Genomic DNA, 25,989 nt, shown 5'->3' with positions numbered 1-25,989 from the left:
AATCGCTCTTTTGCACCCATTCGAGAGACAGGCAATGAAGGCTGGCAAGGACAAAGTCGTCGCGCTGCACTACACGCTGGGCGTGGACGGCGGGAAGGTCGAGAGTTCGCACGATCGCGGCGAACCGCTGTGGATCCTGCTTGGCCACGGCCAGCTGATCCCGGGGCTGGAGAAGGCGCTGGAGGACCACGCCGCCGGCGACGAGCTGCAGGTCTCGATCGCCCCCGCCGACGGCTACGGCGAGCGCCAGGCCGGTCAGGTCCAGCGCGTGCCGAAGAAGTACTTCCGGGACGCCAAGTACCTCAAGCCCGGCATGACCACCGTGCTGGCGCTGAAGGAAGGCGGGCAGCGCGCGGTCACCGTGCACAAGGTCGGCATGAGCGCGATCGACGTCGACCTCAACCACCCGATGGCCGGCAAGACCCTGCACTTCGACGTGAGCATCCAGGAAGTGCGCGACGCCACCGAGGAAGAACTCAAGCACGGCCACGCGCATCCGCCGGGCAGTGCGGAGCACTGATCGGCGGATCAAAGGTCAAAGCAAAACGGCGCCCGCGGGGCGCCGTTTTCGTTCGCTCCCTCTCCCGCTTGCGGGAGAGGGTTGGGGAGAGGGTGCGGCCTTGCGATAAGCCAGACAGGGCACCGACCAGCAGCGGATCAACAGTCAAACCCAAACGGCACTGCAAGGCACCATTTCACGTTCGCTCCCTCTCCCTCCGGGAGAGGGTACGGCCTCGCGATGAACCAGCAGGGCGCCGATCGGCGGATCGACGATCCGGGTCGTCCCGAGCCGGGAGTCAGACCAGGCCGATCTGCACGTCCACGTTGCCGCGCGTGGCGTGCGAGTAAGGACAGATGTCGCGATGGGCGGTGTCGACGAGATCCTGCGCCACGCTGCGGTCGAGGCCCGGCAGGCTCACCTCCAGTTTCACCGCGATGCCGAAGCCGGTCGGCTCGCGCGGGCCGATGCCGACGTGTGCTGTCACCGAGGCCTCCTTCAGCGCGATCTTCTTCTCGCGGGCCACATGGCGCACCGCACCCTCGAAGCAGGCCGCATAGCCGGCGGCGAACAGCTGCTCCGGGTTGCTGCCGTGGCCGCCCGGTCCACCCAGTTCCTTCGGTACCTTCAGGTCGAAGTCCAGCACGCCGTCGCTGCTGTGGACATGGCCTTCGCGGCCGCCCTTGGCGGTGGAGGTGGCGGTGTACAGAATCTTGCTGATATGCATGGAGCGATCCTCGGTGGGGAGTGGCCCGGGCTGCCGGGACGGCATCGCGCAGGCAGGAAACGGCAGGCCGTGCCGCCGGATGCCGCGCCGGCTTGTTCGCACAAGGCTAGGCTCGCGCCCGTGAGGTAAATGTCCACTCCGCGTCCGCGTCCGCATCCGGATGCGACGGGTATCAATCCAGCACCCGCCTCCCGAACGCGAAGTGCCCGCCCCAGTACGGTCCGTCGATGTCGTCCAGCCGCACCGTGCCGCCGCTGTTCGGCGCGTGCACGAAGCGTCCCTTGCCCACATAGACGCCCACGTGGCTGATGCGGCCGCCGATGTCGAAGAACACCAGGTCGCCGCTGACCAGCTGGGTCATGCGCTTGACCTTGCGCGCATCCATGTCGGCCATTTCGCCGGAGGTGCGGGGCAACTGCAGGCCGGTGGCGCTGCGGTAGATGTAGTCGACCAGGCCGCTGCAGTCGAAGCCGCCGGCCGGCGTATTGCCGCCCCAGTGGTAAGGCGTGCCGACCAGGGCCATCGCGCGGAACAGCACGTCGTTGGCGGCCGCGGCCTCGCCGTCGGGCGCGCGCGCGGGTTCGTTGGCGAGGGCGGACTGGGTGGCGGCGTGGCGGGGAGCGCTGGCGCAGGCCGCCAGCAGGGCGATCGCGAGGGTCAGCAGCACCAGGCGGGCGATGCGCGCGGGCGTGGCGGCGAATCGGGCGGCGGGCTGCGGATTCACGAGACAACCTCGGCGTGGGATGTGCCGAGGTTATCAATTCAATAATTCACATGCAAATCAATTGGCTTTCTGCTATTTCGAACTTCGTTTCTCAGCTTTGTCCTGACCCGTCTTGCTGGGCAAGGGCGTCAGGTTGAATTCGACGGGCACGCGGGCAGAACCCTCAACCGGCTTGCCGTTCTTCAGAGCCGGGTTGAAGCGCCATTGCATGGCGGTTTCACGGGCGGACTCCACCAAGTCCGGTGCGGCCTTGGTCGCCGGGTCGACATCGATCCTGAGTGGCCTGCCGTCCTTGCTCACCAGTACCTTCAGGACCACCGTGCCCTGCTCTTTGTTCTTGATTGCCGCTTCGGGATAGCGCGGCTGGATGCGCGCGTTGAAGGTGAGGTTCGAACTGGCCTTCCGGTTGTTGGTCGCGGCCTGTGCCACGAACACGCTGCCGGCCACGAGCACGGCAAGCGCGGCAACACCCGCACGACGGCGCAGCGCGCCGGGACGATGACGCTGGATCATGGTGAGTCGCTCCTTGAGTTGGGGCTCGGCGAGCCAGGGAATCAGCGCCGGCATGGGCGACAGGCCGACGCTGTGCAGCAAGGTGTGGGCGTAGGCGGTCTCGTCGCGCGGTGCGTCGCGCAGCACGCGTTCGTCGCAGGCCAGCTCCTGGTCGAGCCGGAAGCGCGGCAGCGCCACCCAGGCCAGCGGGTGGAACCAGAGCAGCGCCGCCGCCAATCCGGCGATGAGGCTCCACAGCGCGTCGCCGCGCCGCAGATGGGTCAACTCGTGGCGCAGTACCAGACGCTGCTCGGCGGCATCGAAGCGGTCGAGGAAATCCGCCGGCAGCAGCACCAGGCTGCGTGGCGCCCACAGTACGGCGGGGCCGGCGGGATGCAGGCGCAGACGGCGCGGGTCGAAGTCGTCCAGTGCGTGCCGCAGGCTGGCCGCGATTGCCATCGGCAGTGCGCGGCTCTGCCGGCGCAGGCGCAGGTAATGCACGGCGAGCCGCAGCAGCATCACGCTCGCGCCGGCCAGCCAGAGCCAGCGCAGCCAGGGCATCGACATGGCTGCATCGGTGCCCGCCGTGCCGGTGGCCATGCTGTCGGGCAATACCCGGAGGGCCGGCAGCACGGACCAGCGCGCGGGCAAGCCCGGCAGGCATGGCAGCACCAGTGCCAATGCAGGCAGCAGCCACAGGCCGAAGGCGGGACCGGCGCCGAAGGCCCTGCGCAGGAGGCGGCGCACCAGCAGCACCAGGGCCAGCGCCGCAGTCGCGTACAGCAGGCTGAGCGACAGGATCGCGTCCATCTCAGCGCCCCTTCTTCTCGATGCGCTCCAGCAGCCTGCGCAGCTCGGCCACGTCCTTCGCGCCGAGTTTCTCGTGTTCGCTGAAATGCGCCAGCAAGGGTGAGAGGCGACCGCCGAACACGCGGTCGAGCAGGCTGCGGCTTTCCTGCGATTGCCACTGCTCGCGGCTCAGCGTGGGCGAGTACAGATAGCGTCGGCCGTCCTTCTCCGCGCTCACCGCGCCCTTGCCGAGCAGGCGGCCGAGCAGGGTGCGGATGGTCTTCTCGTGCCAGTCGCTGTCCCGTTGCAGGATCGCGACGATCTCTTCGGAGCTCTGCGGCGACTTGCGCCACAGCGCTTCCATCACGCGGCTTTCGGCTTCGCTGATCGCGGGCGGGGGATGGGGCATGGTTGCACCTGCAAGGGATTACGGGCGTAGTTCCATGAAAGACTACACTCGTAATCCTTTTGGTGCAAGGGTCACGGGGGCGCTATCCTGATGTCGCTTTCCGACAATGCATGGCCATCGCTGTCGCTGGCGCGCAGCTGGTATGAACCGGGGCGCAGATAGAGCTTGCTCGTTTCGATAGGCCCCATGAAGGCGTAGCGGTCGGCGGCGATGGCGTCGTTCGGTTCGCCAGGGTAATACGCACCGACCACGCAGGGGATGGTGCCTCGGCACAACGACGAGTCGATCGCATAGGGGCGGCGTTTGCCGCCCAGCGAGAGCCAGGCTGCCCGCTGCATTTCGTTGCGCTCGAGAACGTGCGGCAAGCCGGATTCGTAGGCGTTGCTCCGGAATCCGTATTTGTATTTGCCGAAAGCTTCGATGCTGAGGCTGGGCGGCAGGATCACGTCGACATCGTAAGCCGCCGGCCGCGCGCTCCACGGCTGGCCGGACTGGCGGTTCAGCAGGACTTCGGGCTTGTCGGATGGAAACGCATGCACGAGCCGATGGTAGGCATCCGAGGCATCCAGGTCGGTTTCGAGAAAGTCGGTCTGGTCGATGCACAGCGGCACCAGCCCGGTAAGCTTTTGCAGTTGCATCGCCATTGGACGCCATTTGCCCAGGCGGCCCGGCGCCTTGTCGATATGCGCGTAGCCGGCATGCACGAACAGCCGTGCATGGGGGTCTTTCGCAAACACCTTCTGGTACAAGGCCTCGGCCTGCGCGGTTTCACGTGCCTGCCCGGCGAGTGCGTTGTCGTAGGGGACGAGGGTGAAGCCCAGCCGGATCGCTTCGCGCAGGATGTCGCCGTACAGCGGGTCGCGCAGGTATTCCGTGCCGCTCTTGCGCAGGGGATAGCCGCGCTTGGCGAGGTCGGGATCGTTTTCGCCCAGTGCTTCGGCGGCGAAGTAGGTGAAGCCGAGTGCGCGCAGCCGCGGCAACAGTTCCAGCGTGAGTTGCCGGGTGTGTCCGTCGTGGTGCGCCTCGTTGACCATCACGATGTGCCGTTGCGTCGCGAGCGCGGCGATGGTGTCGACGGCATCCGCCGATCTCCACTCCCCGGACGCAGGCAGCTTGAAGTCATTCGGCAGGCTGTTCTTCAACGGGAAATCGAACACCGCCTGGTCGTAGAGGCCGAGCTCGTCCTGCGAAAAGGCCATGAACTGCAGCGCCAGCAGCTGGTTGCCGGGAGACAGCGACGGCTCCTTCCGGATGAGATAGCTGTAGCGTGCCAGCGTGGTTGGCGCGCGCCCCATGTCCCGCAGCAGTTTCAGCGCGGAAGGATCGAACGACTGCGCGGCAGCGCTGGCGCAAACCAGCAGAGCGGCGATGAAGCCTGCACGAACGGCGAGTCTGGCCAGCATGGTCATGCCTTTGGGAAACAGGCGCCTCGCATCGTGCCCGTTGCCGCCAGTACACGCATGACGCGACGCAGCAGACCGCTACAATGGCCGGATGGATACGACTCGCGGGGACGTACTGATACTCGGCGGCGGCGTGATCGGCCTCGCCTGCGCCTTGCAGCTGTTGCGCAAGGGGGCTGCGGTGCGCGTGCTGGAGCAGGGCACGCCGGGCTGCGGCGCATCGCACGGCAACTGCGGCACGATCACGCCAAGCCACGCCGCACCGCTGGCGATGCCGGGCACCCTCGGGGTGGCCTTGCGCTCGGTGCTGCGCGCCGACGCGCCGCTCTACCTCAGCCCGCGCTTCGACGGTCCGCGCCTGCGCTGGCTGCTGGGCTTCGCCCGGCATTGCAACTGGGCAGACTTCCACCGTGCCGCCACGGCCCGCGCGGCGATCCTGCAGCGCTCGCGACGGCTGCTGGGCGAACTGGTGCGCGACGAAGCGCTGGATTGCGAATTCGCCGAGGAGGGCGAGCTGTACGTGTACCGCAGCGCACAGGCGCTGGCGGCCGACGAGCGACACCACGCGGCCGTGCTCGACTGCCTCGGCATCGAAGTGCAGCGCCTGCGTGGCGACGCGGTGGAGGCGATGGAGCCGGCGCTGAAGCCCGGCGTGGCCGGCGGCCTGTTCCATCCCGGTGACGCGCGGCTGCGGCCGGATCGCTATGTCGACGAGCTGGCGCGGCGCGTGCGCGAACTGGGCGGCACGATCGAGTGCGGCGCGCGCGTCGAGGGCTTCGCTACCGACGGCAAGCGCATCGCGCAAGTGCACACCACGCGCGGCGCGTTTGCGGGCGAACGCGTGCTGCTGGCGCTGGGCGCGTGGTCGCCGCTGCTGGGGCGCTCGCTGGACCTGCGCCTGCCGATGCAGCCGGGCAAGGGCTATTCGATCACCTACACGCGGCCGGCGCGGCCGCCGCGCCACGCGCTGGTGCTGCGCGAGGCCCAGGTTTGCGTGACCACCTGGGCCAGTGGCTACCGGCTGGGCAGCACGATGGAGTTTTCCGGCTACGCCGAGGGCCTCAATCGCGCCCGCCTCGACGCATTGCGTCGCGGTGCGGCCGCGGGACTGCACGAGCCGGAGGGTCCGCAGCAACTGGAGGAGTGGTGGGGCTGGCGGCCGATGAGCGTGGACGAAGTGCCGATCATCGGTCCCAGCACGCGCTGGACCAACCTGCACCTGGCCACCGCGCACGGCATGCTCGGGGTGAGCATGTCGGCAGCCACCGGCGAGCTGGTGGCTGCACAGCTGGGTGGCAACACGCCGGCGCTCGATCCGCAACCCTACGCACCGGCGCGCTTCGGTCTCTGAGAGCCGGTTTACAGCCACATCCCGTTGCCATCGGGCGGCCTGCGGAACGATGGCGGCGAGTGCCGTGCAGGATGGTTTGTTATACGCGTCGTCACCTTGCTGAAGCTCGGGTGTCCGCGATCGGCGTATTCCGGAAAACGTGCGTCGTGTTCAGTGCCGGTGCGCCTGCGTTGCTGCTATTGTGACGCCGTCGCGCCACCCGCGTTGCCGGGTTCCGGCCGGGTTCGCGATACAACAATATCGTCGAGGTTCACCATCATGATGCGTAAACTTGCGATCGCTTCCCTGATTGTCGCGGGCGTTGCCCTGTCCGGTTCCGTGCTGGCCCAGGAGGCTGCTCCGCAGGCTGCCGCTCCGGCTGCGCAGGCCGCTCCCGCCGCCGCTCCGCAGACCACCGCTCCCGCCGCCAGCAATGCCATGAGCAGCACCGAACACAAGACTGCCAGCCACCACAAGGCCAAGCACCACAAGAGCCACAAGAAGGCTGCCAAGAAGGCCGCGGCGCCTGCCACTGCCTCCAGCGGCGGTTGATCACGAGTCGCCGGAGTCTCCTTCCTGAAAAGCCCGCCGGTTCGCCGGCGGGCTTTTTTGTGCAGTCAGGAATGGTCGCAGCGGGCAAGCACGGCCACGCATTTCAGCTCGATCGCGATCGGCGTGGGCAGCGCGGTGATGCCCAGTGTGGTGCGGCAGGCGCCCACGCCGGCGAAGTGCTCGGCGTACAGCTTGTTGTAGGCGTCGAAGTCGCGCGCCATGTCGGTGAGGAACACGGTGATGTCGACCAGGTCCTCCCAGCGGGCGCCGCTGGCTTCCAGCACCGCGCGCACGTTGGCGAACACCTGCCGGCATTGCGCCTCGATGTCGTAGGCCACCAGCCTGCCGTCGGCATCATGCACGTTGCCGGGAATTGCGTTGCTGCCCGGCTGGCGCGGACCGACGCCGGAGAGGAACAGCAGGTTGCCCACGCGCCGCGCATGCGGATAGGCACCCACCGGCGCCGGTGCCGCGTCGGTGCGCACTACGTCGCTCATGCCGGCGTATTCCAGCGTTCGGTCATCCGCGCCAGCGCGGCTTCACAGGCGGCCGGCAACTGCTCGCGGCCCGGAACGTCAAGGCCGAGGTCGTGCATGTGGCCGTCGGAGAGACCGTAGACCCAGGCGTGCACGGCGAGCTTCTGGCCACGCTCCCAGGCGTCCTGGACGATGGTGGTGCCGCAGACGTTGATCGCCTGCTCCATCGCGTTGAGCTCGCACAGCCGCGCATGACGCAGCTCGAACGCCACGCTGCGATCGAGCACCCTGGCATGCTTGCCGGCCACGTCGGTGACGTGCCGCAGCCAGTTGTCGATCAGGCCCAGGCGGCTTTCCTGCAGCACCGCGCCGATGCCGCCGCAGCCGTAGTGGCCCACCACCAGGATGTGCTCGACCTTCAGCACGTCCACCGCGAACTGGATGGTGCTGAGCGCGTTGAGGTCGGTATGCACCACCACGTTGGCCACGTTGCGGTGGACGAAGATCTCGCCCGGCGGCAGGTCGACGATCTGGGTGGCCGGCACGCGCGAATCGGAGCAGCCGATCCACAGGTATTTCGGCGCCTGCTGCCGCGACAGGCTCTCGAAAAAGTGCGGATCCTGCGCGGTGACGCTGGCGGCCCAGCGCCGGTTGCTTTCCAGCAGGTCTTTCAATGAATGCATCGACGGTCCCGTATCAGTAGCGAATGCAGACGTTCTTCGGCTCGGTGAAGAAGCGCAGCGCCTCGGCGCCGCCTTCGCGACCGACGCCGGAGTGCTTCACGCCGCCGAACGGCGTGCGCAGGTCGCGCAGCATCCAGCAGTTGATCCACACGATGCCGAATTCCAGTTGTGCGGCGAGCCGGTGCGCGCGGGCGAGGTCGCGCGTCCACAGCGAGGCGGCCAGGCCGTAGCCGGTGCCGTTGGCGATGGCCAGCGCTTCGGCCTCGTCCTCGAACGGGATCAGCGTCACCACCGGGCCGAAGATTTCCTGCTGGTTGGTGGCGGCTTCGTTCGGCAGGCCCTCGATCACCGTGGGCGCCACGAACCAGCCGCCGGCGCAACGGCCGTCCACGCGCACCGCCTCGCCGCCGCACAGCACGCGGCCGCCTTCCGCGCGCGCCGTGGCCAGGCCGGCCAGCACCTTGTCGTAATGCGGTTTCGAGACCAGGGCGCCGAGGTCACTGGCCGCGTCGTTCGGGTCACCCACGCGCAGCGCGCGCACGCGCGCCAGGTAGCGCTCGCGGAAACCGGCATAGACCGAGCGTTGCACCAGCAGGCGCGAACCGCACAGGCAGATCTCGCCCTGGTTGGCGAAGCCCGAACGCACGATGGTGTCGAGGTGGGCGTCGGAAAGCTCCGCGTCGGCGAACACGATCGCCGGGTTCTTGCCGCCCATCTCCAGCGACAGCTTCTTGAAGCGCGCAGCGGCCGCTGCCGCGATGTGCGCGCCGGTGGCGGTGCTGCCGGTGAAGGAGACCGCCTTGACCTGCGGATGCTCGACGATGGCCTGGCCCACCGAGGGTCCGCGGCCGTGCACGATGTTCAGCACACCGGGCGGCAGGCCGGCCTCGATGGCCAGCTCGCCGAGCAGGGCGGCCGTGCATGGCGTCACTTCCGAGGGCTTGGCCACCACCGCGTTGCCGGCGGCCAGCGCGGGCGCGATCTTCCAGGTGAACAGGTACAGCGGCAGGTTCCACGGGCTGATGCAGCCCACCACGCCCAGCGGCTGCCGCAGCGTGTAATTGATCGCACCCTGATCCGCTGGACCCAGCGCCATCGCGTGCGACTCGCTGCCCCATGCCGTGACCGCGGCGGCGAAGAAACGCAGGTTGCTGACCGCGCGCGGGATGTCCACGCCGTGCGCGAGCTTCACCGGCTTGCCGCTGTCGCGCGATTCCAGCGCGGCGAGTTCCTCGAGCCTGGCCTCGATCAGGTCGGCGAGGCGCTGCAGCAGGCGGGCGCGCTGCTCGGCCGGCATTGCGGCCCAGTCCGGCGCGGCGCGGTGCGCGGCCTCGACCGCGGCGGCGACATCGCCGGCGTCGGCATCGGGGCAGCGGGCAAAGACTTCGCCGGTGGCCGGCTCGAACACGTCGAGCCAACGATCGGCCCGCGGCGGCACGAGGCGGCCGTCGATCAGATTGGCGAGGCGCGGTAGGGGCATCCGGCCAAGCTTACGCTGCGAAGCCCGTGATTGCACCGGACGCAGGGGTACGTTCGAGGCGGGAGGTCGGGCGTGGCGGATACGGCAATGCCGGGGCCGGACGCATGCTTGCGGTGCCTTGGCGTATCCCGAATCCCGCCCTCCTAAAGCGAACGCATGCGCCCGCCATCCACCGGCAGGCTGACACCGGTGATATAGCTCGCGGCAGGCGAGGCGAGGAAGGCCACTGCGGCGGCGATTTCCGCCGGCTCGGCGAAGCGGCGCATCGGCACCTCGGCCTCCATTGCCTGCTGCACCTCGGCGGCCGCCTTGCCGCTCTTCTGCGCGCGCGCCGCGACGATCTGCTCGATGCGCGGCGTGCGGGTGGAACCGGGCAGCACGTTGTTGACGGTGATGCCGGACGGTGCCAGTTCGCCAGCCAGGGTCTTGGCCCAGCTGGCCACCGCACCGCGCGTGGTGTTGGACACGCCGATGCCGGGAATCGGCTCGCGCACCGAGGTGGAGATCACGTTGACGATGCGACCCCAGCCGGCCGCACGCATGCCGGGCACCACGGCCTGCGCCAGCGTGTGGCAGGCCAGCAGGTGCTGGCGCCAGGCGGCGAGGAAATCCTCGGGCGTGGCGTCGAGCACGCTGCCGGGCGGCGGGCCGCCGCTGTTGTTGACGAGGATGTGCACCGGCGAGGCCGCGACCAGCGCCTCGGCCTGCGCGCGCAGCGCAGAGGCATCGCCCACGTCGACGGCAAGATAATCGTGGCGTTGTGCAGCGTGCGTGCGTGGCAGCTCGCCAGCGAGCGCTGCAAGCATTTCGGCGCGACGTGCCAGCAGGGTGACGCTCGCGCCCAGCGCGGCCAGCTCGATCGCGCTGGCGCGGCCGATGCCTTGCGAGGCGCCGCAGACCAGGGCATGACGGCCGTCGAGTTGCAGTTGCATGGGCGTTGCTCCGTGGTCGTGTACGGCGGTCAGCCCCAGCGCAGCCGCATCGCCAGCGCGGCCAGCCAGCACAGCCAGCCCAGCCACTGGCTGTAGCGCCAGACGCCGCGCCAGCGGTCGATGTCGCGGTCCTGCAGTGCCGGCAGTGCCGGTGAGCGCAGCACGTACTGCATGCGCATCCAGGTCTGCAGCGGACCGGTCCGGCCCTTGGCGGACTCGGTCACCACCTGCCAGTGCTGCGGGTAACGCAGGCGCATCAGCGTGGCGACCCGGAACGGCGCCACGTAGGAGAGCACGAACAGCGCGACGCCGGCGAACAGCAGGCCCAGGTAGATGGCCAGCACGCTCAGCTCCCCTTGGCCTTGGCGGCGTCGCCGCTGCCGGTGTTGCTGGTACTGGTGTTGCTGGTACTGGTGTTGCCGTTGCCGTTGCCGTTGTTGTTGCTGCTCCATGGCAGCGGCAGGGCGCTGCGCAAGGTGTTCAGCACGCCGTCCCCTGCCTGCGGTTTCTTGCAGACCGCGTTGTCCACCGCCTTGGCATAGGTGCTGTTCATCATGCCCACCCAGACGGTGCCATCAGGGCCGTGCGGCACGCTGAAGGAACCGCTGGGGTTCATGTCCAGCGTGGGCATGCTGGTCGAGGTGGCCTGCGTGGAGAACGTCGTGGGCGACTGTTCCCAGTAGGTCTTGCCGGTCTGCTGGTCGGCCGAGCTGTAGACCAGCAGGTAGCGTGCCTGCTTGGTGTCGACGGTATAGCTGCCGAACGCACCGGAGGTCGCATCGCTCCAGCCCATGTGCTCGCACAGCGAGATGTCGCCGGAGCCGATCGGCTGGAAGCCGCTGTCCAGCAGTACCACGGTGGGTGCGAACAGGTAGCTGGACTTCAGCCAGCGGCCGTTCAATTCGGACTTGAACGCCACGCGGTAGGGCAGCTTGGCGCCTTCGGGCAGGCGGAAAGCGAGGAAGTAGCTGTGCGTGCCGTTGATGCTCGCCACGCTGCTGCCGCTGCCCAGGGTGAACGGCTGTGGTTGCCGCGGCAGCAGGTTCTGGTAGGAGAAGTCGGCAAAGCTGGTGCAGCAGGGTGTGGCATCGAGCAGGCGCTGCTGCGCCTGCTTGAGCGGGTCGTCGTTGTTCTCCGGCGGGCGCAGATTCGGCGGCACCAGGCTCGTCGGCACCAGGTCCTTCACGGTATGGCAGCCGGCCAGCAGCAGGGGGGCGGCAAGGGCGAGGGCCAGGGTGGGGAACCGATGCTTCATGGCAGTACTCAGAATTCGGCCGTCCCCGCGGCACGCGGATAGGGGATGGCATCGCGGATGTTGGAGAGGCCGCAGACGTAGACCAGCAGGCGCTCGAAACCGAGGCCGAAGCCGGCATGCGGCACCGTGCCATATCGGCGAAGGTCACGGTACCAGCCATAGGTGGCAGGATCGAGTCCGAATTTGGCCATCCGGGCGTCCAAATGATCCAGGCGCTCCTCGCGCTGGGCACCCCCGATGATCTCGCCGATGCCCGGCGCCAGCACGTCCATCGCCGCCACGGTCTTTTCGTCGTCGTTGAGGCGCATGTAGAAGGCCTTGATCGCCTCGGGGTAGTTCATTACGACCACCGGGCGGCCGATATGTTTCTCGGCGAGGTAGCGCTCGTGCTCGGTCTGCAGGTCGATGCCCCAGGCCACCGGATACTCGAATTTCTGTCCCGACTTCTTGAGGATTTCCACGGCCTCGGTGTAGTCGATGCGCTCGAACGGCTGGGCGATGAAGGTTTCCAGCCGGGAGACGGCCTCGGGCAGCACGCGCTCGGCGAAGAACGCCATGTCGTCGGCGCGTTCCTCCAGCACGGACTTGAAGATCGCCTTGAGGAAGCCTTCCGCGCAGTCGGCATTGTCGTTGAGGTCGGCGAAGGCGATCTCCGGCTCCACCATCCAGAATTCGGCGAGGTGGCGCGGCGTGTTGGAGTTCTCGGCGCGGAAGGTGGGGCCGAAGGTGTAGACCTTGCTCATGGCGAGGCAATATGCCTCCACGTTGAGCTGGCCGGACACGGTGAGGAAGGCCTCGCGGCCGAAGAAATCCTTGCGGAAGTCGATCTTGCCGTCCGGCGTGCGTGGCAGGTTGGCCAGGTCCAGCGTGGACAGGCGGAACATGTCGCCGGCGCCTTCGGCGTCCGAGGTGGTGATGATCGGCGTGTTGATCCAGAAGAAGCCCTGCTCGGTGAGATGGCGATGGATCGCCGTCATCATGGTGTGGCGCACGCGGGTGACCGCGCCGAACAGGTTCGTGCGCGGGCGCAGGTGGGCCACCTCGCGCAGGAACTCCATCGAGTGCTGCTTGGGCTGGATCGGGTAGGTTTCCGGATCGTCCACGAAGCCGGTGACTTCGACCCTGTCGGCCTGGATCTCGAACGCCTGCCCCTTGCCCTGCGAAGGCGCCAGCGTGCCCGAGACGATCACGCCGGCGCCGGCGGTGAGGTGCTTCACCTCGCTCTCGTAGTTGGAAAGCGTGGCCGGCACCACCGCCTGGATCGGGTCGAAGCAGGAGCCGTCGCTGACACTGACGAAGGACAGGCCGGCCTTGGAGTCGCGGCGGGTACGCACCCAGCCGCGCACGGTCACGGCGCTGCCGGCCTCGAGCTTGCCGGAAAGTGCCTGCTTCACACTGCATGCCGTGGGGCGGACCGCCGTCATGGATTGAAACTCCCGTTGGTGCACCACATCTCGTAGGTGCATGAAATCGCTGGAACGCGCATCCCGCGGAGCGCGTGGACAAACCAGCATGATAATGTAGCCCTTGCCCGCGCCGCGACCCGTCCGGCGTGCGCGATTCCCGCTTTTCGCACGAAGCCCTGCCTGCCATGACCATCACGATCACTCCCGCCGCCAGCGAACGCATGCGCCAGTTCCTCGCGCAGACCCCCGGCGCCGCCGGCGTCCGCTTCGGCGTGAAGCGCACCGGCTGCTCCGGCTTCGGCTACGTGGTGGACCTGGCCCAGTCGGTGGGCGAGGGCGACCGGCTGGTCAGCATCGACGGCGTGCCGCTGGTGGTGGACGACAAGAGCCTGCCGCTGGTGGACGGCACCGTGATCGACTTCCAGCGCCAGGGGCTCAACGCCAGCTTCGTGTTCCACAACCCCAACGCCACCGGCGAGTGCGGCTGCGGCGAGAGCTTCACGGTGGGTTGAGCGCGGTACTTGTGCGCCCACCCGTGAGCGCACAAGTCAAACGGGTGGCCGCCCATGGCCGCACGCTTCAAGTCTCGTGCGCTCGTCCCTGATCGCGAAGGCCGAACGGGCGGCCATCCCTGGCCGCACTATTGAATTCAATCGCTTGCGCGATACCCGCGCTCCACTTACAATTCCGCTTCTGTCCGCCCCGCAAGGGGTGTGACGGACACTTGCCTCACCGCATCCGGCGGGAGGCTGCGAGGCCATTCCGGCCGCATCCACAAGGAGTCGAACCACGATGTCCCTGCGACATTACGAAGTCGTGTTTCTGGTCCACCCTGACCAGAGCGAACAGGTCCCGGCGATGATCGAGCGCTACAAGGCGCTGATCGAGACCGACGGCGGCAAGATCCACCGCCTGGAGGACTGGGGCCGCCGCCAGCTGGCCTATCCGATCGTCAACCTGGCCAAGGCGCACTACGTGCTGCTGAACATCGAAGTCGGCCAGAACGCGCTGAACGAGCTGGAGTCGGGCTTCCGCTTCAACGACGCGGTGCTGCGCCACCTCGTCATCAAGCGCGACGCCGCCGACACCGAGCCGTCCTTCATCCTCAAGAGCAAGGAGAAGGATGACGCCCGCTCGTCGCGCCGCCGCGACGACGACAGCGACGGCGACGGCGACAGCCGTGGCAATGATCGCGACAGCGACGACTGAAAGGAGCCCAGACCATGTCCAAGTTTTTCCGCCGCCGCAAGTTCTGCCGTTTCACCGCGGAGAAGGTGAAGGAGATCGACTACAAGGATCTCAACACCCTGCGCCAGTACATCACCGAGAACGGCAAGATCGTGCCGAGCCGCATCACCGGCACCAAGGCGCGCTACCAGCGCCAGCTGGCGACCGCGATCAAGCGCGCACGCTTCCTCTCGCTGCTGCCGTACACCGACAACCACGACGTCTGATGCTCCGGCTCCCTTCTTCTTTACGGAGGAGGGGCCGAAAGCAGGACCTTCGGACAACCGTCCACGGCTGCGCCGGCCCTCCCGGCGCTAACGAAAAGGAATACCCATGGAACTCATCCTTCTGCAGAAAGTGCGCAATCTGGGCGACCTCGGCGACAAGGTCAGCGTGAAGCCCGGCTACGGCCGCAACTACCTGATCCCGCAGGGCAAGGCGGTGCGCGTGAATGCCGCCAACCTCGCCGCGTTCGAGCAGCGCCGCGCCGAGTACGAGGCCCGCGCCAACAACATGCTGAGCGAGGCCGAGGCCCGCAAGGCGAAACTGGCCGGGGTGTCGGTGACGATCGAGGCGCACGCCAGCCCCGAAGGCAAGCTGTACGGTTCGGTGGGTCCGCGCGACATCGCCGAGGCGCTGCAGGCGGTCGGCCACGACATCCACAAGGGCGAAGTCATCCTGGGCGAAGGCCCGCTGCGCAACACGGGCGAGTTCGAGGTGGCGATCCACCTGCACGCCGACGTGCAGACCAGCGTCAAGGTGATCGTGGTCGGCGAGAAGAAGTAAGGCCGCCGCCACACGTTCTGCGAACGGGCGCCTTCGGGCGCCCGTTCGTTTTGGATGACCGGAAGCGTGCGGGCACCGCTTTATCCCCAACTTTCCCCAGCTTTTCCACAGGATTCCATCTCGACCCGTGAGACGCCGCCGCGCATCATGTGGGTCTTGTCCGCTGCCGCGCGTCAGCGCCTGCCGCGGCGGCGGCCGGTTCGTCTTTCCGAGGTAGTCCGATGTCCTTCGTGCCCGAACGCAAGCCTTCGTCACCGGCCATCGAGGCGCTGCGTGTGCCGCCGCATTCGATCGACGCCGAGCAGGCGGTACTGGGCGGCCTGATGCTGGCCCCCGACGCGCTGGACAAGGTGGCCGACCGCCTGGGCGAGGGGGATTTCTACCGTCGCGACCACCGCCTGATCTGGCGCGCGATCAACGAGCTGGCGAACAAGGGCATGCCCTGCGACGCGGTGACCCTGGGCGACTGGTTCGAGGCCAACGGCCTGGCCGAGATGGTGGGTGGCGCAAGCTACCTGATCGAGCTGGCCAACGGCACGCCCAGCGCGGCGAACATCGCCGCCTACGCGGAGATCGTGCGCGAGAAGTCCGTGCTGCGCCAGCTGATCGACGCCGGCACCGGCATCACCGAGGACGGCTACCGCCCCGAGGGCAAGAGCGTGCAGGAGGTGCTGGAGAACGCCGAACAGGCGGTGTTCAAGATCGCCGAGTCCGGCGCACGCGGCAAGAAGGATTCCGTCTCCATGCGCGAGGCGGTGAAGGACGCGTTCCGCCTGCTCACCGAGCGCTACGAGAACCGCGGCCAGCTCACCGGCATCACCAGCGGCTTCAGCGACCTCGACAACCTCACCTCGGGCCTGCAGCCGTCCGACCTCATCATCGTGGCCGCACGCCCCTCGATGGGCAAAACCGCGTTCGCGCTGAACATCGCCGAGAGCGCCGCGCTGCGCGCGAAGAAGGCGGTGGTGGTGTTCTCGATGGAAATGTCCGCCTCGCAGCTGGCGTTCCGCCTGATCTCCTCGGTGGGCCGCATCCACCAGCAGCACCTGCGCAACGGCGACCTCGCCGAGGAGGATTGGCCGCGCGTCTCCAACGCGATCGCGATCCTGTCCGAGGCGAAGATCTTCATCGACGACACGCCGGGCCTGTCGCCGGTGGAACTGCGTTCGCGCGCGCGCCGCCTGCATCGCGAGCACGGCGGCCTGGGCCTGATCGTGATCGACTACCTGCAGCTGATGCAGGTGCCCGGGAACAAGGAGAACCGCGCCACCGAGATTTCAGAAATCTCGCGTTCACTGAAGGGGCTCGCCAAGGAACTGAACGTGCCCGTGATCGCCCTCTCGCAGTTGAACCGCTCGCTGGAGCAGCGCGCCGACAAGCGACCGATGATGTCCGACCTGCGCGAGTCGGGCGCCATCGAGCAGGACGCCGACGTGATCATGTTCATCTACCGCGACGAGTACTACAACAAGGAATCGGCGGACAAGGGCCTGGCCGAGATCATCATCGGCAAGCAGCGCAACGGCCCCACCGACACCGTCAAGCTCACCTTCCTCGGCCACTACACCAAGTTCGAGAACTACGCCGCCGATTCGTTCGTGGGGGCGTTCGAGTGAGGGCGGGGAACGGAGAACGGGGAATGGGGAATGGGCCGGTTGCGCGGGCTTGTGGCCTGTCGTCCGACATGGCCGAAGATGCCTGCGCGAACCGTGGCCTGCCTGTCCATCGTGTGTCCCCCGTTCCCCGTTCCCCATTCCTCGTTCCCCGCTCCACTCCATGAGCCGCACCACCGTCGCCACCATCCATCTGGGCGCGTTGCGCCACAACCTCGCCCGCATCAAGGCCATGGCCGCGCCGGCGAAGGTGATGGCGGTGGTCAAGGCCGATGCCTACGGCCATGGCCTGGAGCGCGTGGCGCGCGCGCTGGACGCCGAGGCCGAGTGCTTCGCGGTGGCCGCGCTGGGCGACGGTCTGCGCCTGCGGGCGGCGGGTCATCGCCAGCGCATCGTGGTGCTGTCCGGTCCCGACCAACCCGGCGACATCGCCGAAATGCAACGACTGGGGCTGGAGGCGGCGATCCATCACGAGGCGCAACTGGCCTGGCTGGCCGAGGCCAGTGCGCGGCGCGGCCGGTTGCGCGTATGGCTGAAGATCGACAGCGGCATGCATCGGCTCGGCTTCGCGCCCGAGTGCGCAGCCGAAGTGCATGCGCGGCTTGCCGGGATGCCCGGCGTCGATCCCGGGATCGGCCTGCTCACCCATTTCTCCGAGTCGGAAGTGTTCGACGGCGACGCCACGCGCGTGCAGATCGCACGCTTCGACGAGGCGACGCGCGGCCTGGACGGCCCGCGCTCGCTGTCCAACTCGGCCGCCGTGCTGGGCTGGCCCGGCGCGCGCGCCGACTGGGTGCGCAGCGGCGGCCTGCTGTATGGACTTTCCGTGGTGGAAGGGAAGAGCGGGGCGGACTTCGGCTTCCGTCCCGCGATGACGCTGGCCACGCGCCTGGTCGCGATCAACCGGACGGCCAAGGGCGAGCGCATCGGCTACAACGGCACGTGGACCTGTCCCGAGGACATGCCGGTCGGTGTCGCAGCGGTGGGCTACGGCGACGGCTATCCGCGCAGCGCCGCGGCCGGCACGCCGGTGCTGGTGGGCGGGGGGCGCGTGTCGCTGATCGGCCGCATCTCGATGGACCTGATCACGCTGGACCTGCGCACGGCGCCGCAGGCGCAGGTGGGCGACCGCGTCACCCTGTGGGGCGATGGCCTGCCGGTCGAAAGCATCGCCGCCCAGGCCGGCACGATTTCCTATGACCTCACCTGCGGCATGACCCGTCGCGTGCTGTTCGTCGAGGACGAAGGCTGACGCGCCACCCGGCTGCATGCCGTCTCGTCGCCTGCGATGGACGCCGGTTACTCTTGGCCGCATGACTTTTGCACTCGTCCTTGAGTGCGAAGATCAAGAGGCGGTCATCCATGACCGCACTATTCACGAGGAACCTCAGCATGGCCAAGGCCAAGACCGCCTACGTCTGCACCGACTGCGGTGCCGAGCATCCCAAGTGGCAAGGCTCGTGCGTGGAGTGCGGGGCGTGGAACACGCTCTCCGAGATCGTGCTGCAGCCGGCGGCGAAGTCGGCGGGCGCGGCGCGCGGCGGCTACGCGGGCAAGGCGGCGGGCGCCAGCAAGGTGATGCCGCTGACCGAAGTCGCCATGACGGCCGAGGCACGCACGCTCACCGGCATCGGCGAGCTCGACCGCGTGCTGGGCGGCGGCCTGGTGGAGGGTTCGGTGGTGCTGGTGGGCGGCGATCCCGGCATCGGCAAGTCCACCCTGCTGCTGCAGATGCTGGGCACGCTGGGCGCGCAGCTGCCCAGCGTCTACGTCACCGGCGAGGAATCGCTGGCGCAGGTGGCTTCGCGCGCGCAGCGCCTCGGCCTGCCGCTGGAGCCCTTGCAGGCACTGGCCGAAACCTGCATCGAGCGCATCCTCGAACAGGCCGTGGCGGCGCGGCCGCGCGTGCTGGTGATCGATTCGATCCAGACGATCTGGACGGAACTGCTCACCGCCGCGCCGGGCTCGGTGTCGCAGGTGCGCGAGTCGGCGGCGCGGCTCACGCGCTTCGCCAAGGAGACCGGCACCAGCGTGTTCCTGGTCGGCCACGTCACCAAGGAGGGCGGCATCGCCGGCCCGCGCGTGCTGGAGCACATGGTGGATGCGGTGCTGTATTTCGAGGGCGAGTCCGGTTCGCGCTTCCGCGTGCTGCGCGCGTTCAAGAACCGCTTCGGCGCGGTCAACGAGCTGGGCGTGTTCGCGATGGGCGACAAGGGCCTGCGCGAAGTGCCCAATCCCTCCGCGATCTTCCTCTCCGCGCATGCCGGCCCCACGCCGGGCAGCGCGGTGATGGTGACGCGCGAGGGCACGCGGCCGCTGCTGGTCGAGGTGCAGGCGCTGGTGGACCAGTCCAGCCTGGGCAATCCGCGCCGGGTGGCGCTGGGCCTGGAGCAGAACCGCCTGGCGATGCTGTTGGCGGTGTTGCACCGGCACGGCGGCGTGGCCGCCTACGACCAGGACGTGTTCATCAACGTGGTGGGCGGCATCCGCGTGCAGGAGACGGCGGCCGACCTGCCGGCGCTGCTGGCGGTGCTGTCCTCGCTGCGCGACCGCCCGCTGCCGGAGAAGACCGTCGCGTTCGGCGAGGTGGGCCTGTCCGGCGAGATCCGCCCGGTGCCGAACGGCGAGGAACGCCTGAAGGAAGCCGCGCACCACGGCTTCCGCCGCGCCATCGTGCCGAAGGCGAACGCACCGAAGTCCGGCCGCGTGGGCGAACTGGAAGTGGTGGGGGTGGAGCGGCTGGGGCAGGCGATCGACGCTTGCCGGTAGTGCCTTGCTCCCCTCTCCCTCCGGGAGAGGGGTTGGGGGAGAGGGTTCGGGCTGGCAGGGTGGTTGAGGCAAGTCGTGCGCCCTCTCACCCGCCCCCTCCCCCGCAGGCGGGGGAGGGGAGATAAGCGAACGCAAAAAAGCCGGCCAAGGCCGGCTTTTCGTGACGCGCGATGGAGCCGGCTTACGCCAGTTCGCGGATCTTCGCGTTCAGGCGGCTCTTGTGGCGGGCGGCCTTGTTCTTGTGGATCAGGCCGCGCGAGGCGTAGCGATCCATCACCGGCTGGGCGGCGGCGAAGGCCTCGACGGCGGCAGCCTTGTCCTTGGCCTCGATGGCCTTGACGACCTTCTTCAGCGCGGTACGGACCATGGAACGGGCGCTGATGTTGCGCAGGCGGCGCTGCTCGGACTGGCGCGCACGCTTCTTCGCGGACTTGATGTTGGCCAAGGTAGAACTCCCGAATCGCGGGTTGCAGGGTGGAGAAAGAGGCGGATTATGCGGGCGATTCGCCCATGCGTCAAGCATTTAGGCGGCTGCGGACAGGGCATTGCCTGCATTCGGCCATGATCCGCCGGTGATCTTGCCCGCGCCGGCTGGCAGACTGTGCGCCCGTCGCCCGCATTGATCCAGGATCTTCCATCGGCATGAAGTCCCCCAGCATGTTCCGCGGGCTGCTCTCGTTCAGCAGCATGACGATGGTGTCGCGCGTGCTCGGCCTGGTCCGGGACATGTCGCTCAACACGGTATTCGGCGCCAATGCCGTCACCGATGCGTTCTGGGTGGCGTTCCGCATCCCCAACTTCATGCGCCGGCTGTTTGCCGAGGGTTCGTTCTCCACCGCCTTCGTGCCGGTGTTCACCGAGGTGAAGGAGAAGGGCACGCACGAGGACCTGCGGCAACTGATGGCACGCGTCTCCGGCACGCTGGGCGCGGTGGTGCTGCTGGTGACCGCGCTGGGGCTGATCTTCGCGCCGCAGGTGGCGACATTGTTCGAGCCGGGCGCGCTGGACCAGCCGCACAAGTTCGACCTCACCATAGCCCTGTTGCGGTTGACGTTCCCGTTCCTGTTCTTCGTGTCGCTGACCGCGCTGGCGGCGGGCGTGCTCAACAGCTTCCACCGCTTCGCGCTGCCGGCGCTGGCGCCGGTGATCCTCAACATCTGCATGATCGCGGGCGCGCTGTGGCTGTCGACGCGGCTGGACGTGCCGATCATGGCGATGGGCTGGGCGGTGCTGGCGGCCGGCGTGCTGCAGTTGCTGTTCCTGCTGCCGGCGCTGCGCAGGCTGGACCTGCTGGTGTGGCCGCGCTGGGGCTGGAGCCATCCCGAGGTCAAGCGCATCCTCAAGCTGATGGTGCCCACGCTGTTCGGCTCCTCGGTGGCGCAGATCAACCTGCTGCTGGACACGGTGATTGCCTCGCTGCTGGTCACCGGCTCGCAGAGCTGGCTGTCGCTGTCCACACGTTTCCTCGAATTGCCGCTGGGCGTGTTCGGTGTGGCGCTGGGCTCGGTGGTGCTGCCCTCGCTGTCGCGCCACCACGTGAACACGGATCGCGAGGGGTTCTCGCGTGCGCTGGACTGGGGTTTGCGGCTCACCCTGCTGATCTCGGTGCCGGCGATGTGCGCGCTGCTGCTGCTGTCCGAACCGATCGTGGCCACGCTGTTCCAGCACGGCCGCTTCAATGCGTTCGACACGCGCATGTCCACGCTGTCGATCCTGGCCTTGAGTTGCGGCCTGCCGGCCTTTGCGCTGGTGAAGGTGCTGCTGCCCGCGTTCTATTCGCGCCAGGACACCAGGACCCCGGTGCGCGCCGGCGTGGCGGCGCTGGTGGTGAACATGCTGGGCAACTTCCTGTTCATCGCGCTGCTGTTCGAGCTGTGGGCGCCAGCCGCGGTGCGCCGGGAGAGCTGGCTGGCCGGCATCGCGCAGGTGCCGGGCCTGCACCTGGCGCTGGGCATTGCCAGCACGCTGTCCAGCTACCTCAACTTCGTGCTGCTGTGGCACTGGCTGAAGCGCGCCGGTGTCTACCAGCGCCAGACGGGCTGGTTGCGGCACTGGACACGGCTGGCACTGGCCTGCGCGGCGATGGTGGCGGTGCTGCTGCTCGGCCGCTGGCTGTGGCCGGACTGGGATCACGTCGGCACCTTCACCCGCGTCTGGCGTCTTGCGGCGATGGTGGTGGCGGGTGGCGCGGCGTATGTCGCGGCGCTGTTCGGGGCGGGTTTGCGGTTGCGGGACCTGCGGGCAGTGTGAGTGGCCTGGACGGGCCCGATATACTGGCGCGATGACGAAACTTTCCCGCGATATCGCAGGCCCCTGCCTTGTGCCCGGCGGCAGCGTGGTGGCCATCGGCGCGTTCGATGGCCTGCACCGGGGGCACCAGGCCTTGTTTGCCCAGGTGCAGCGCCGTGCGCGGTCCCTGGGCTGCGCAGCGGCGGTGGTGACGTTCGAGCCGCTGCCACGGACCTATTTCTCGGCCGAGCCGCTGCCCCGGCTTTCCAGCGTGCGTGAAAAGCTGCTCGGCTTTGCCGCGGCGGATTTCGGGCAGGTGCACATGCTGCGCTTCAACGCCGGGCTGGCGGCGATGTCCGCCCGGGACTTCGTGCAGCGCGTGCTGGTCGAGCGCGTGGCTGCGAAAGAAGTATGGGTGGGCGCGGACTTCCGCTTCGGGCACAAGCGCGAGGGCGACGTGGCCTTGCTGCGCGAGCTGGGCGAGAAGGCCGGTTTCGCCGGCTGCGTGATGCCGGCCATCCTGCTGGATGGCGCCCGCGTCTCCGCCAGTCGCGTGCGCCAGTTGCTGGGCGCGGGCGATTTTGCTGCCGCCACGGCCTTGCTCGGTCGTCCGTTCGTGATCGAGGGCAAGGTGGAATACGGCAACCAGCTCGGCCGCACGCTGGGCTTTCCCACCGCCAACATCCACCTGCGCGAGCGGGTGAGTCCGGTGCAGGGCATCTTCGCGGTGCGCGTGGGCCTGGGCGAGAGCGAATGCAGCTGGCCGGGTGTGGCCAGCCTGGGCGTGCGGCCCACGGTGAACCAGGTCAGCCGGCCGCTGCTGGAGGCGCACCTGTTCGATTTCGAGGGCGACCTCTACGGCCGGCGCATGGCGGTGGAGTTCGTGGCCAAGCTGCGCGACGAGCAGAAATTCGACGATCTGGATGCGCTCAAGGCGCAGATGGATCATGATGCGCGTTCGGCCCGGGAGATCCTGGGCATGAATCCGGTACTGGCCCGCGCATGAAGCCCTGCGACACGTCCAATCCGCGTTGCACCCGTCGCCGCCGCACGAATGCGGCAGCGATCGTCATTATTATTTGAAGGCATCCGCCCGCAGCGCGAGCGCCTGCCGCCGCGCGCGGCGGGCGGCACTACAGCGCTCCGGGCCGGGCGGTTCCGGGGCGGGACCGAAGAGGCACCCGAAGCGATGACCCAGGACTACAAGAGCACGATCAACCTGCCGCAGACGGATTTCCCGATGCGCGGCGACCTGCCGAAGCGCGAGCCGGGCTGGCTGGCCGAGTGGGAGCAGGCGGGCCGCTACGCGCAGATACAGGCGAAGACCGCCGGCCGCGACAAGGCCTTCGTGCTGCACGACGGGCCGCCGTACGCGAACGGCGCGATCCACATCGGCCACGCGGTCAACAAGATCCTCAAGGACATGGTGGTGCGCTCCAAGCTGCTCGCCGGCCACCGCGCGCCCTACGTGCCGGGCTGGGACTGCCACGGCCTGCCGATCGAGATCGCGGTGGAGAAGCAGCACGGCAAGCCGGGCGAGAAGCTGGACGCGCGCGCGTTCCGGCAGAAGTGCCGCGAATACGCCGCCGAGCAGATCGACACCCAGCGCGCCGGCTTCAAGCGCCTGGGCGTGCTGGGCGACTGGGAAAACCCGTACCGCACGATGGACTTCAAGTACGAGGCCGACATGGTGCGCGCGCTGTCGCGCATCGTCGCCAACGGCCACGTGGTGCGCGGCGCCAAGCCGGTGTACTGGTGCTTCGACTGCGGCTCGGCGCTGGCCGAGGCGGAGATCGAATACGGCGACAAGGTCTCGCCGGCGGTGGACGTGGCCTACGACGCGGTCGATCCGCAGGCGCTGGCGGCGGCCTTCGGCGTGGACGCGGACGACGCCATCGTCGCCGTGCCGATCTGGACCACCACGCCGTGGACGCTGCCGGAAAGCCAGGCGGTATCGCTGGGCGCGGAGCTGGAATACGCCTTGGTTGAAGGCCCGGCACGCAACGGCAAGCGCGTGCTGCTGGTGATCGCGAGCGCCTTGGTCGACAAGGCGCTCGCACGCTATTCCCCTCCCCCTCCGGGGGAGGATGCCCGAAGGGCGGGAGAGGGTACGGGCGGAGCGCAGCCTTCCGGTGCCGTCGTGCCCTCTCCCCCGACCCCTCTCCCGCAAGCGGGAGAGGGGAGAGTGCTTGGCCATGTCGCGGGTGCCGCGCTCAATGGCGTGAAGCTCCGTCATCCGTTCTACGACCGCGAAGTGCCCGTCATCCTCGGTGAGCACGTCAGCGCCGAGGACGGTACCGGCGCGGTGCACACCTCGCCCGACCATGGCGTGGAGGACTTCGTGGTCGGCCGCGAGAACGGCATCGGCCTGCTCAACTACATCGGCGCGCGCGGCACCTACCGCGACGACACGCCCAAGGCGGGTGGGCCAGGTGCCGGCGACCTCGACCTCGCGGGCATGCACATCTGGAAGGCCAACGACGCCATCGCCGAGCTGCTGCGCGCGCGCGGCGTGCTGCTGGCGCACGCGAGGATCGAGCACAGCTACCCGAACTGCTGGCGCCACAAGACGCCGGTGATCTTCCGTGCCACGCCGCAGTGGTTCATCGGCATGGAACAGGCCGGCCTGCGCGCCACGGCACTGAAGTCGCTCAAGGACGTGCGCTGGGTGCCGGGCTGGGGCGAGGAGCGCATCGCCGGCATGGTGGCCGGCCGCCCGGACTGGTGCATCAGCCGCCAGCGCACCTGGGGCGTGCCGATCGCGCTGTTCGTGCACAAGGCCACGCAGGAGCCGCATCCGGATTCCGTGGCGCTGATGGAGCAGGTGGCGAAGCGCATGGAGCAGGGCGGCATCGACGCGTGGTACGACCTCGATCCCGCCGAGCTGCTGGGCGACCAGGCCAGGGACTACGACAAGGTCACCGACGTGCTCGACGTGTGGTTCGACTCCGGCGTCACCCATTTCGGCGTGATCGGCCAGCGTCCCGAGCTGCAGCAGGGCGGTGCACGCGAATACAAGGTGATGTACCTCGAAGGCTCCGACCAGCACCGCGGCTGGTTCCAGTCCTCGCTGCTCACCTCGGCGGCGATCCACGGCCGCGCGCCCTACGACGACGTGCTCACCCACGGCTTCACCGTGGACGCCTCGGGCCGCAAGATGTCCAAGTCGCTGGGCAACGTGGTGGCGCCGCAGAAGGTGATGGACACGCTGGGCGCCGACGTGCTGCGCCTGTGGGTGGCCTCGGCCGACTACCGCAACGAGATGAGCGTCTCCGACGAGATCCTCAAGCGCGTCTCGGACGGCTACCGCCGCCTGCGCAACACCGCGCGCTTCCTGCTCGGCAACCTCGACGGCTTCGATCCCGCGAGGCACCTGGTGGCAGTGGAAGACAGCCTGCCGCTGGACCAGTGGGCGGTGCAGCAGGCGTACGACGTGCAGCAGGCGGTGGTCGCCGCCTACGAGCGCTACGACTTTCCCGAAGTGGTGGCGCGCGTGCAGAACTTCTGCACCAACGAGATGGGCGCGCTGTACCTGGACATCACCAAGGACCGCCTCTACACCATGCCCACCGACAGCCACGGCCGGCGCAGCGCGCAGAGCGCGATGTACCGCATCGCCGAGGCGCTGGTGCGCTGGCTGGCGCCGATCCTGGCGTTCACCGCCGAGGAAATCTGGCAGGCGTTGCCGGGCCAGCGCGGCGAGAGCGTGCTGTTCGAGACCTGGTACGACGGCCTGGCCGCCGCGCAGGCATCGCCCGGGCAGCGGCGCTGGTGGGCCGACCTGCTGGCGATCCGCGACACCGCCGCGCGCGTGCTCGAAGGGATGCGCAAGGCCGAAAAGATCGGCGCCGCGCTTGAGGCGAAGCTGGCGATCCATGCCGACGAGGCCACCGTGGCGCGCTATGCGCCGGCGATGGAGGAGCTGCGCTTCTTCTTCATCACCTCCGACGTGCGCCTGGACAAGGCCGGCGGCCAGCCGGACGACGCCGTGCTCACCGAGCTGGAAGGCGTCGACGTGTGGGTCTCGGCCACGGTCAGCGGCGCCGCCAAGTGCGTGCGCTGCTGGCACCGCCGCGACGACGTGGGCCATCACGCCGACCACCCGGAGCTGTGCGGCCGTTGCGTGAGCAATGTGGAAGGGCCGGGCGAGACACGGCGCTGGTTCTGACGCTTGCCGGAGCCCCTCTCCCTTTGGGAGAGAGGTGAGG

The 25,989-nt window shown here is 68.4% G+C and carries 26 protein-coding genes; 13 read left to right on the top strand and 13 right to left on the bottom strand.

The window, feature by feature from the left end:
- The first annotated feature begins 34 nt into the window (after positions 1 to 34).
- The gene (locus tag ABQJ56_RS05230; RefSeq protein ID WP_367843928.1) at positions 35 to 520 is read left to right on the top strand and encodes an FKBP-type peptidyl-prolyl cis-trans isomerase; all 486 of its coding nucleotides are present in this window, start codon (positions 35 to 37) and stop codon (positions 518 to 520) included.
- Between the two features lie 277 nt (positions 521 to 797).
- Here ABQJ56_RS05230 and ABQJ56_RS05225 read toward each other — a convergent pair whose 3' ends face one another.
- From ABQJ56_RS05225 to ABQJ56_RS05205, 5 genes are all read right to left on the bottom strand, one after another.
- Complete coding sequence (locus tag ABQJ56_RS05225) at positions 798 to 1,226, bottom strand: organic hydroperoxide resistance protein (RefSeq protein WP_367843927.1); 429 nt, start codon at positions 1,224 to 1,226, stop codon at positions 798 to 800.
- Between the two features lie 172 nt (positions 1,227 to 1,398).
- Positions 1,399 to 1,950: a C40 family peptidase gene (locus ABQJ56_RS05220; RefSeq protein WP_367843926.1), complete on the bottom strand. Its 552-nt coding sequence runs from the start codon at positions 1,948 to 1,950 to the stop codon at positions 1,399 to 1,401.
- Between the two features lie 72 nt (positions 1,951 to 2,022).
- A complete protein-coding gene (locus ABQJ56_RS05215; protein WP_367843925.1) occupies positions 2,023 to 3,252 on the bottom strand; it encodes a M56 family metallopeptidase in 1,230 nt (409 codons plus the stop codon).
- A 1-nt stretch (position 3,253) separates the two neighbouring features.
- Positions 3,254 to 3,640, bottom strand: a complete 387-nt coding sequence (locus ABQJ56_RS05210) for a BlaI/MecI/CopY family transcriptional regulator (protein ID WP_367843924.1) — start codon at positions 3,638 to 3,640, stop codon at positions 3,254 to 3,256.
- A 71-nt stretch (positions 3,641 to 3,711) separates the two neighbouring features.
- Positions 3,712 to 5,043, bottom strand: a complete 1,332-nt coding sequence (locus tag ABQJ56_RS05205; RefSeq protein ID WP_367843923.1) for a hypothetical protein — start codon at positions 5,041 to 5,043, stop codon at positions 3,712 to 3,714.
- A gap of 91 nt (positions 5,044 to 5,134) precedes the next feature.
- Between ABQJ56_RS05205 and ABQJ56_RS05200 the strand changes: the two genes are divergently transcribed.
- Positions 5,135 to 6,394 carry an NAD(P)/FAD-dependent oxidoreductase gene (locus tag ABQJ56_RS05200; RefSeq protein ID WP_367843922.1) on the top strand — a complete coding sequence of 420 codons (1,260 nt, stop codon included), beginning with the start codon at positions 5,135 to 5,137 and terminating at the stop codon, positions 6,392 to 6,394.
- Between the two features lie 258 nt (positions 6,395 to 6,652).
- A complete protein-coding gene (locus ABQJ56_RS05195) occupies positions 6,653 to 6,925 on the top strand; it encodes a hypothetical protein (protein WP_367843921.1) in 273 nt (90 codons plus the stop codon).
- A gap of 65 nt (positions 6,926 to 6,990) precedes the next feature.
- Here the strand turns inward: ABQJ56_RS05195 and ABQJ56_RS05190 are convergent, their stop codons facing one another.
- The 7 genes from ABQJ56_RS05190 to asnS all read right to left on the bottom strand — a co-directional run bounded on the left by ABQJ56_RS05190 (position 6,991) and on the right by asnS (position 13,175).
- Entirely contained in the window at positions 6,991 to 7,422 is a 432-nt protein-coding gene (locus tag ABQJ56_RS05190; RefSeq protein ID WP_367843920.1) for a RidA family protein, read from the bottom strand.
- Positions 7,419 to 8,084, bottom strand: a complete 666-nt coding sequence (gene can / locus ABQJ56_RS05185) for a carbonate dehydratase (RefSeq protein WP_367843919.1) — start codon at positions 8,082 to 8,084, stop codon at positions 7,419 to 7,421. Before can ends, ABQJ56_RS05190 begins: the two co-directional genes overlap by 4 nt.
- 13 nt (positions 8,085 to 8,097) lie before the next feature.
- Complete coding sequence (locus tag ABQJ56_RS05180) at positions 8,098 to 9,564, bottom strand: aldehyde dehydrogenase (RefSeq protein WP_367843918.1); 1,467 nt, start codon at positions 9,562 to 9,564, stop codon at positions 8,098 to 8,100.
- Between the two features lie 143 nt (positions 9,565 to 9,707).
- Positions 9,708 to 10,496: an SDR family oxidoreductase gene (locus tag ABQJ56_RS05175; protein WP_367843917.1), complete on the bottom strand. Its 789-nt coding sequence runs from the start codon at positions 10,494 to 10,496 to the stop codon at positions 9,708 to 9,710.
- 29 nt (positions 10,497 to 10,525) lie between these two features.
- On the bottom strand, positions 10,526 to 10,840 hold the full coding sequence (locus ABQJ56_RS05170) for a hypothetical protein (RefSeq protein ID WP_367843916.1): 315 nt from the start codon (positions 10,838 to 10,840) through the stop codon (positions 10,526 to 10,528).
- Positions 10,841 to 10,842: 2 nt separating this feature from the next.
- Positions 10,843 to 11,751 carry a MalM family protein gene (locus tag ABQJ56_RS05165; RefSeq protein ID WP_367843915.1) on the bottom strand — a complete coding sequence of 303 codons (909 nt, stop codon included), beginning with the start codon at positions 11,749 to 11,751 and terminating at the stop codon, positions 10,843 to 10,845.
- A gap of 8 nt (positions 11,752 to 11,759) precedes the next feature.
- Positions 11,760 to 13,175 carry an asparagine--tRNA ligase gene (gene asnS / locus ABQJ56_RS05160; RefSeq protein ID WP_367843914.1) on the bottom strand — a complete coding sequence of 472 codons (1,416 nt, stop codon included), beginning with the start codon at positions 13,173 to 13,175 and terminating at the stop codon, positions 11,760 to 11,762.
- A 167-nt stretch (positions 13,176 to 13,342) separates the two neighbouring features.
- Between asnS and ABQJ56_RS05155 the strand changes: the two genes are divergently transcribed.
- The 7 genes from ABQJ56_RS05155 (at position 13,343) to radA (ending at position 19,552) form a co-directional block, all read left to right on the top strand.
- Positions 13,343 to 13,669, top strand: coding sequence for a HesB/IscA family protein (locus ABQJ56_RS05155; protein WP_367843913.1), 327 nt, complete (start codon positions 13,343 to 13,345; stop codon positions 13,667 to 13,669).
- A 280-nt stretch (positions 13,670 to 13,949) separates the two neighbouring features.
- Positions 13,950 to 14,366, top strand: a complete 417-nt coding sequence (gene rpsF, locus ABQJ56_RS05150; protein WP_077483438.1) for a 30S ribosomal protein S6 — start codon at positions 13,950 to 13,952, stop codon at positions 14,364 to 14,366.
- 14 nt (positions 14,367 to 14,380) lie between these two features.
- A complete protein-coding gene (gene rpsR / locus ABQJ56_RS05145; protein ID WP_008213232.1) occupies positions 14,381 to 14,611 on the top strand; it encodes a 30S ribosomal protein S18 in 231 nt (76 codons plus the stop codon).
- Between the two features lie 106 nt (positions 14,612 to 14,717).
- On the top strand, positions 14,718 to 15,170 hold the full coding sequence (rplI, locus tag ABQJ56_RS05140) for a 50S ribosomal protein L9 (RefSeq protein WP_367843912.1): 453 nt from the start codon (positions 14,718 to 14,720) through the stop codon (positions 15,168 to 15,170).
- 221 nt (positions 15,171 to 15,391) lie between these two features.
- A complete protein-coding gene (locus tag ABQJ56_RS05135) occupies positions 15,392 to 16,786 on the top strand; it encodes a replicative DNA helicase (RefSeq protein WP_367843911.1) in 1,395 nt (464 codons plus the stop codon).
- Positions 16,787 to 16,946: 160 nt separating this feature from the next.
- On the top strand, positions 16,947 to 18,035 hold the full coding sequence (gene alr, locus ABQJ56_RS05130) for an alanine racemase (RefSeq protein WP_367843910.1): 1,089 nt from the start codon (positions 16,947 to 16,949) through the stop codon (positions 18,033 to 18,035).
- Between the two features lie 140 nt (positions 18,036 to 18,175).
- Positions 18,176 to 19,552 carry a DNA repair protein RadA gene (gene radA, locus ABQJ56_RS05125; protein WP_367843909.1) on the top strand — a complete coding sequence of 459 codons (1,377 nt, stop codon included), beginning with the start codon at positions 18,176 to 18,178 and terminating at the stop codon, positions 19,550 to 19,552.
- Between the two features lie 181 nt (positions 19,553 to 19,733).
- Here the strand turns inward: radA and rpsT are convergent, their stop codons facing one another.
- On the bottom strand, positions 19,734 to 19,997 hold the full coding sequence (gene rpsT / locus ABQJ56_RS05120) for a 30S ribosomal protein S20 (RefSeq protein WP_077483432.1): 264 nt from the start codon (positions 19,995 to 19,997) through the stop codon (positions 19,734 to 19,736).
- 197 nt (positions 19,998 to 20,194) lie between these two features.
- Here rpsT and murJ point away from each other — a divergent pair, with 197 nt between their 5' ends.
- The 3 genes from murJ (at position 20,195) to ABQJ56_RS05105 (ending at position 25,949) form a co-directional block, all read left to right on the top strand.
- Positions 20,195 to 21,802, top strand: a complete 1,608-nt coding sequence (murJ, locus tag ABQJ56_RS05115; RefSeq protein ID WP_367843908.1) for a murein biosynthesis integral membrane protein MurJ — start codon at positions 20,195 to 20,197, stop codon at positions 21,800 to 21,802.
- Between the two features lie 31 nt (positions 21,803 to 21,833).
- Positions 21,834 to 22,787, top strand: coding sequence for a bifunctional riboflavin kinase/FAD synthetase (locus ABQJ56_RS05110; RefSeq protein WP_367843907.1), 954 nt, complete (start codon positions 21,834 to 21,836; stop codon positions 22,785 to 22,787).
- Positions 22,788 to 22,970: 183 nt separating this feature from the next.
- Entirely contained in the window at positions 22,971 to 25,949 is a 2,979-nt protein-coding gene (locus ABQJ56_RS05105; protein ID WP_367843906.1) for an isoleucine--tRNA ligase, read from the top strand.
- The last annotated feature ends 40 nt before the right edge of the window (positions 25,950 to 25,989 follow it).

It is taken from the genome of Rhodanobacter geophilus (assembly GCF_040812275.1).
In the GTDB taxonomy this organism is placed as follows: Bacteria; Pseudomonadota; Gammaproteobacteria; order Xanthomonadales; family Rhodanobacteraceae; genus Rhodanobacter_A; species Rhodanobacter_A geophilus.
The sequence above is the reverse complement of the archived record's forward strand: the minus strand, read 5'-3'. Positions and strand labels throughout refer to the sequence as shown.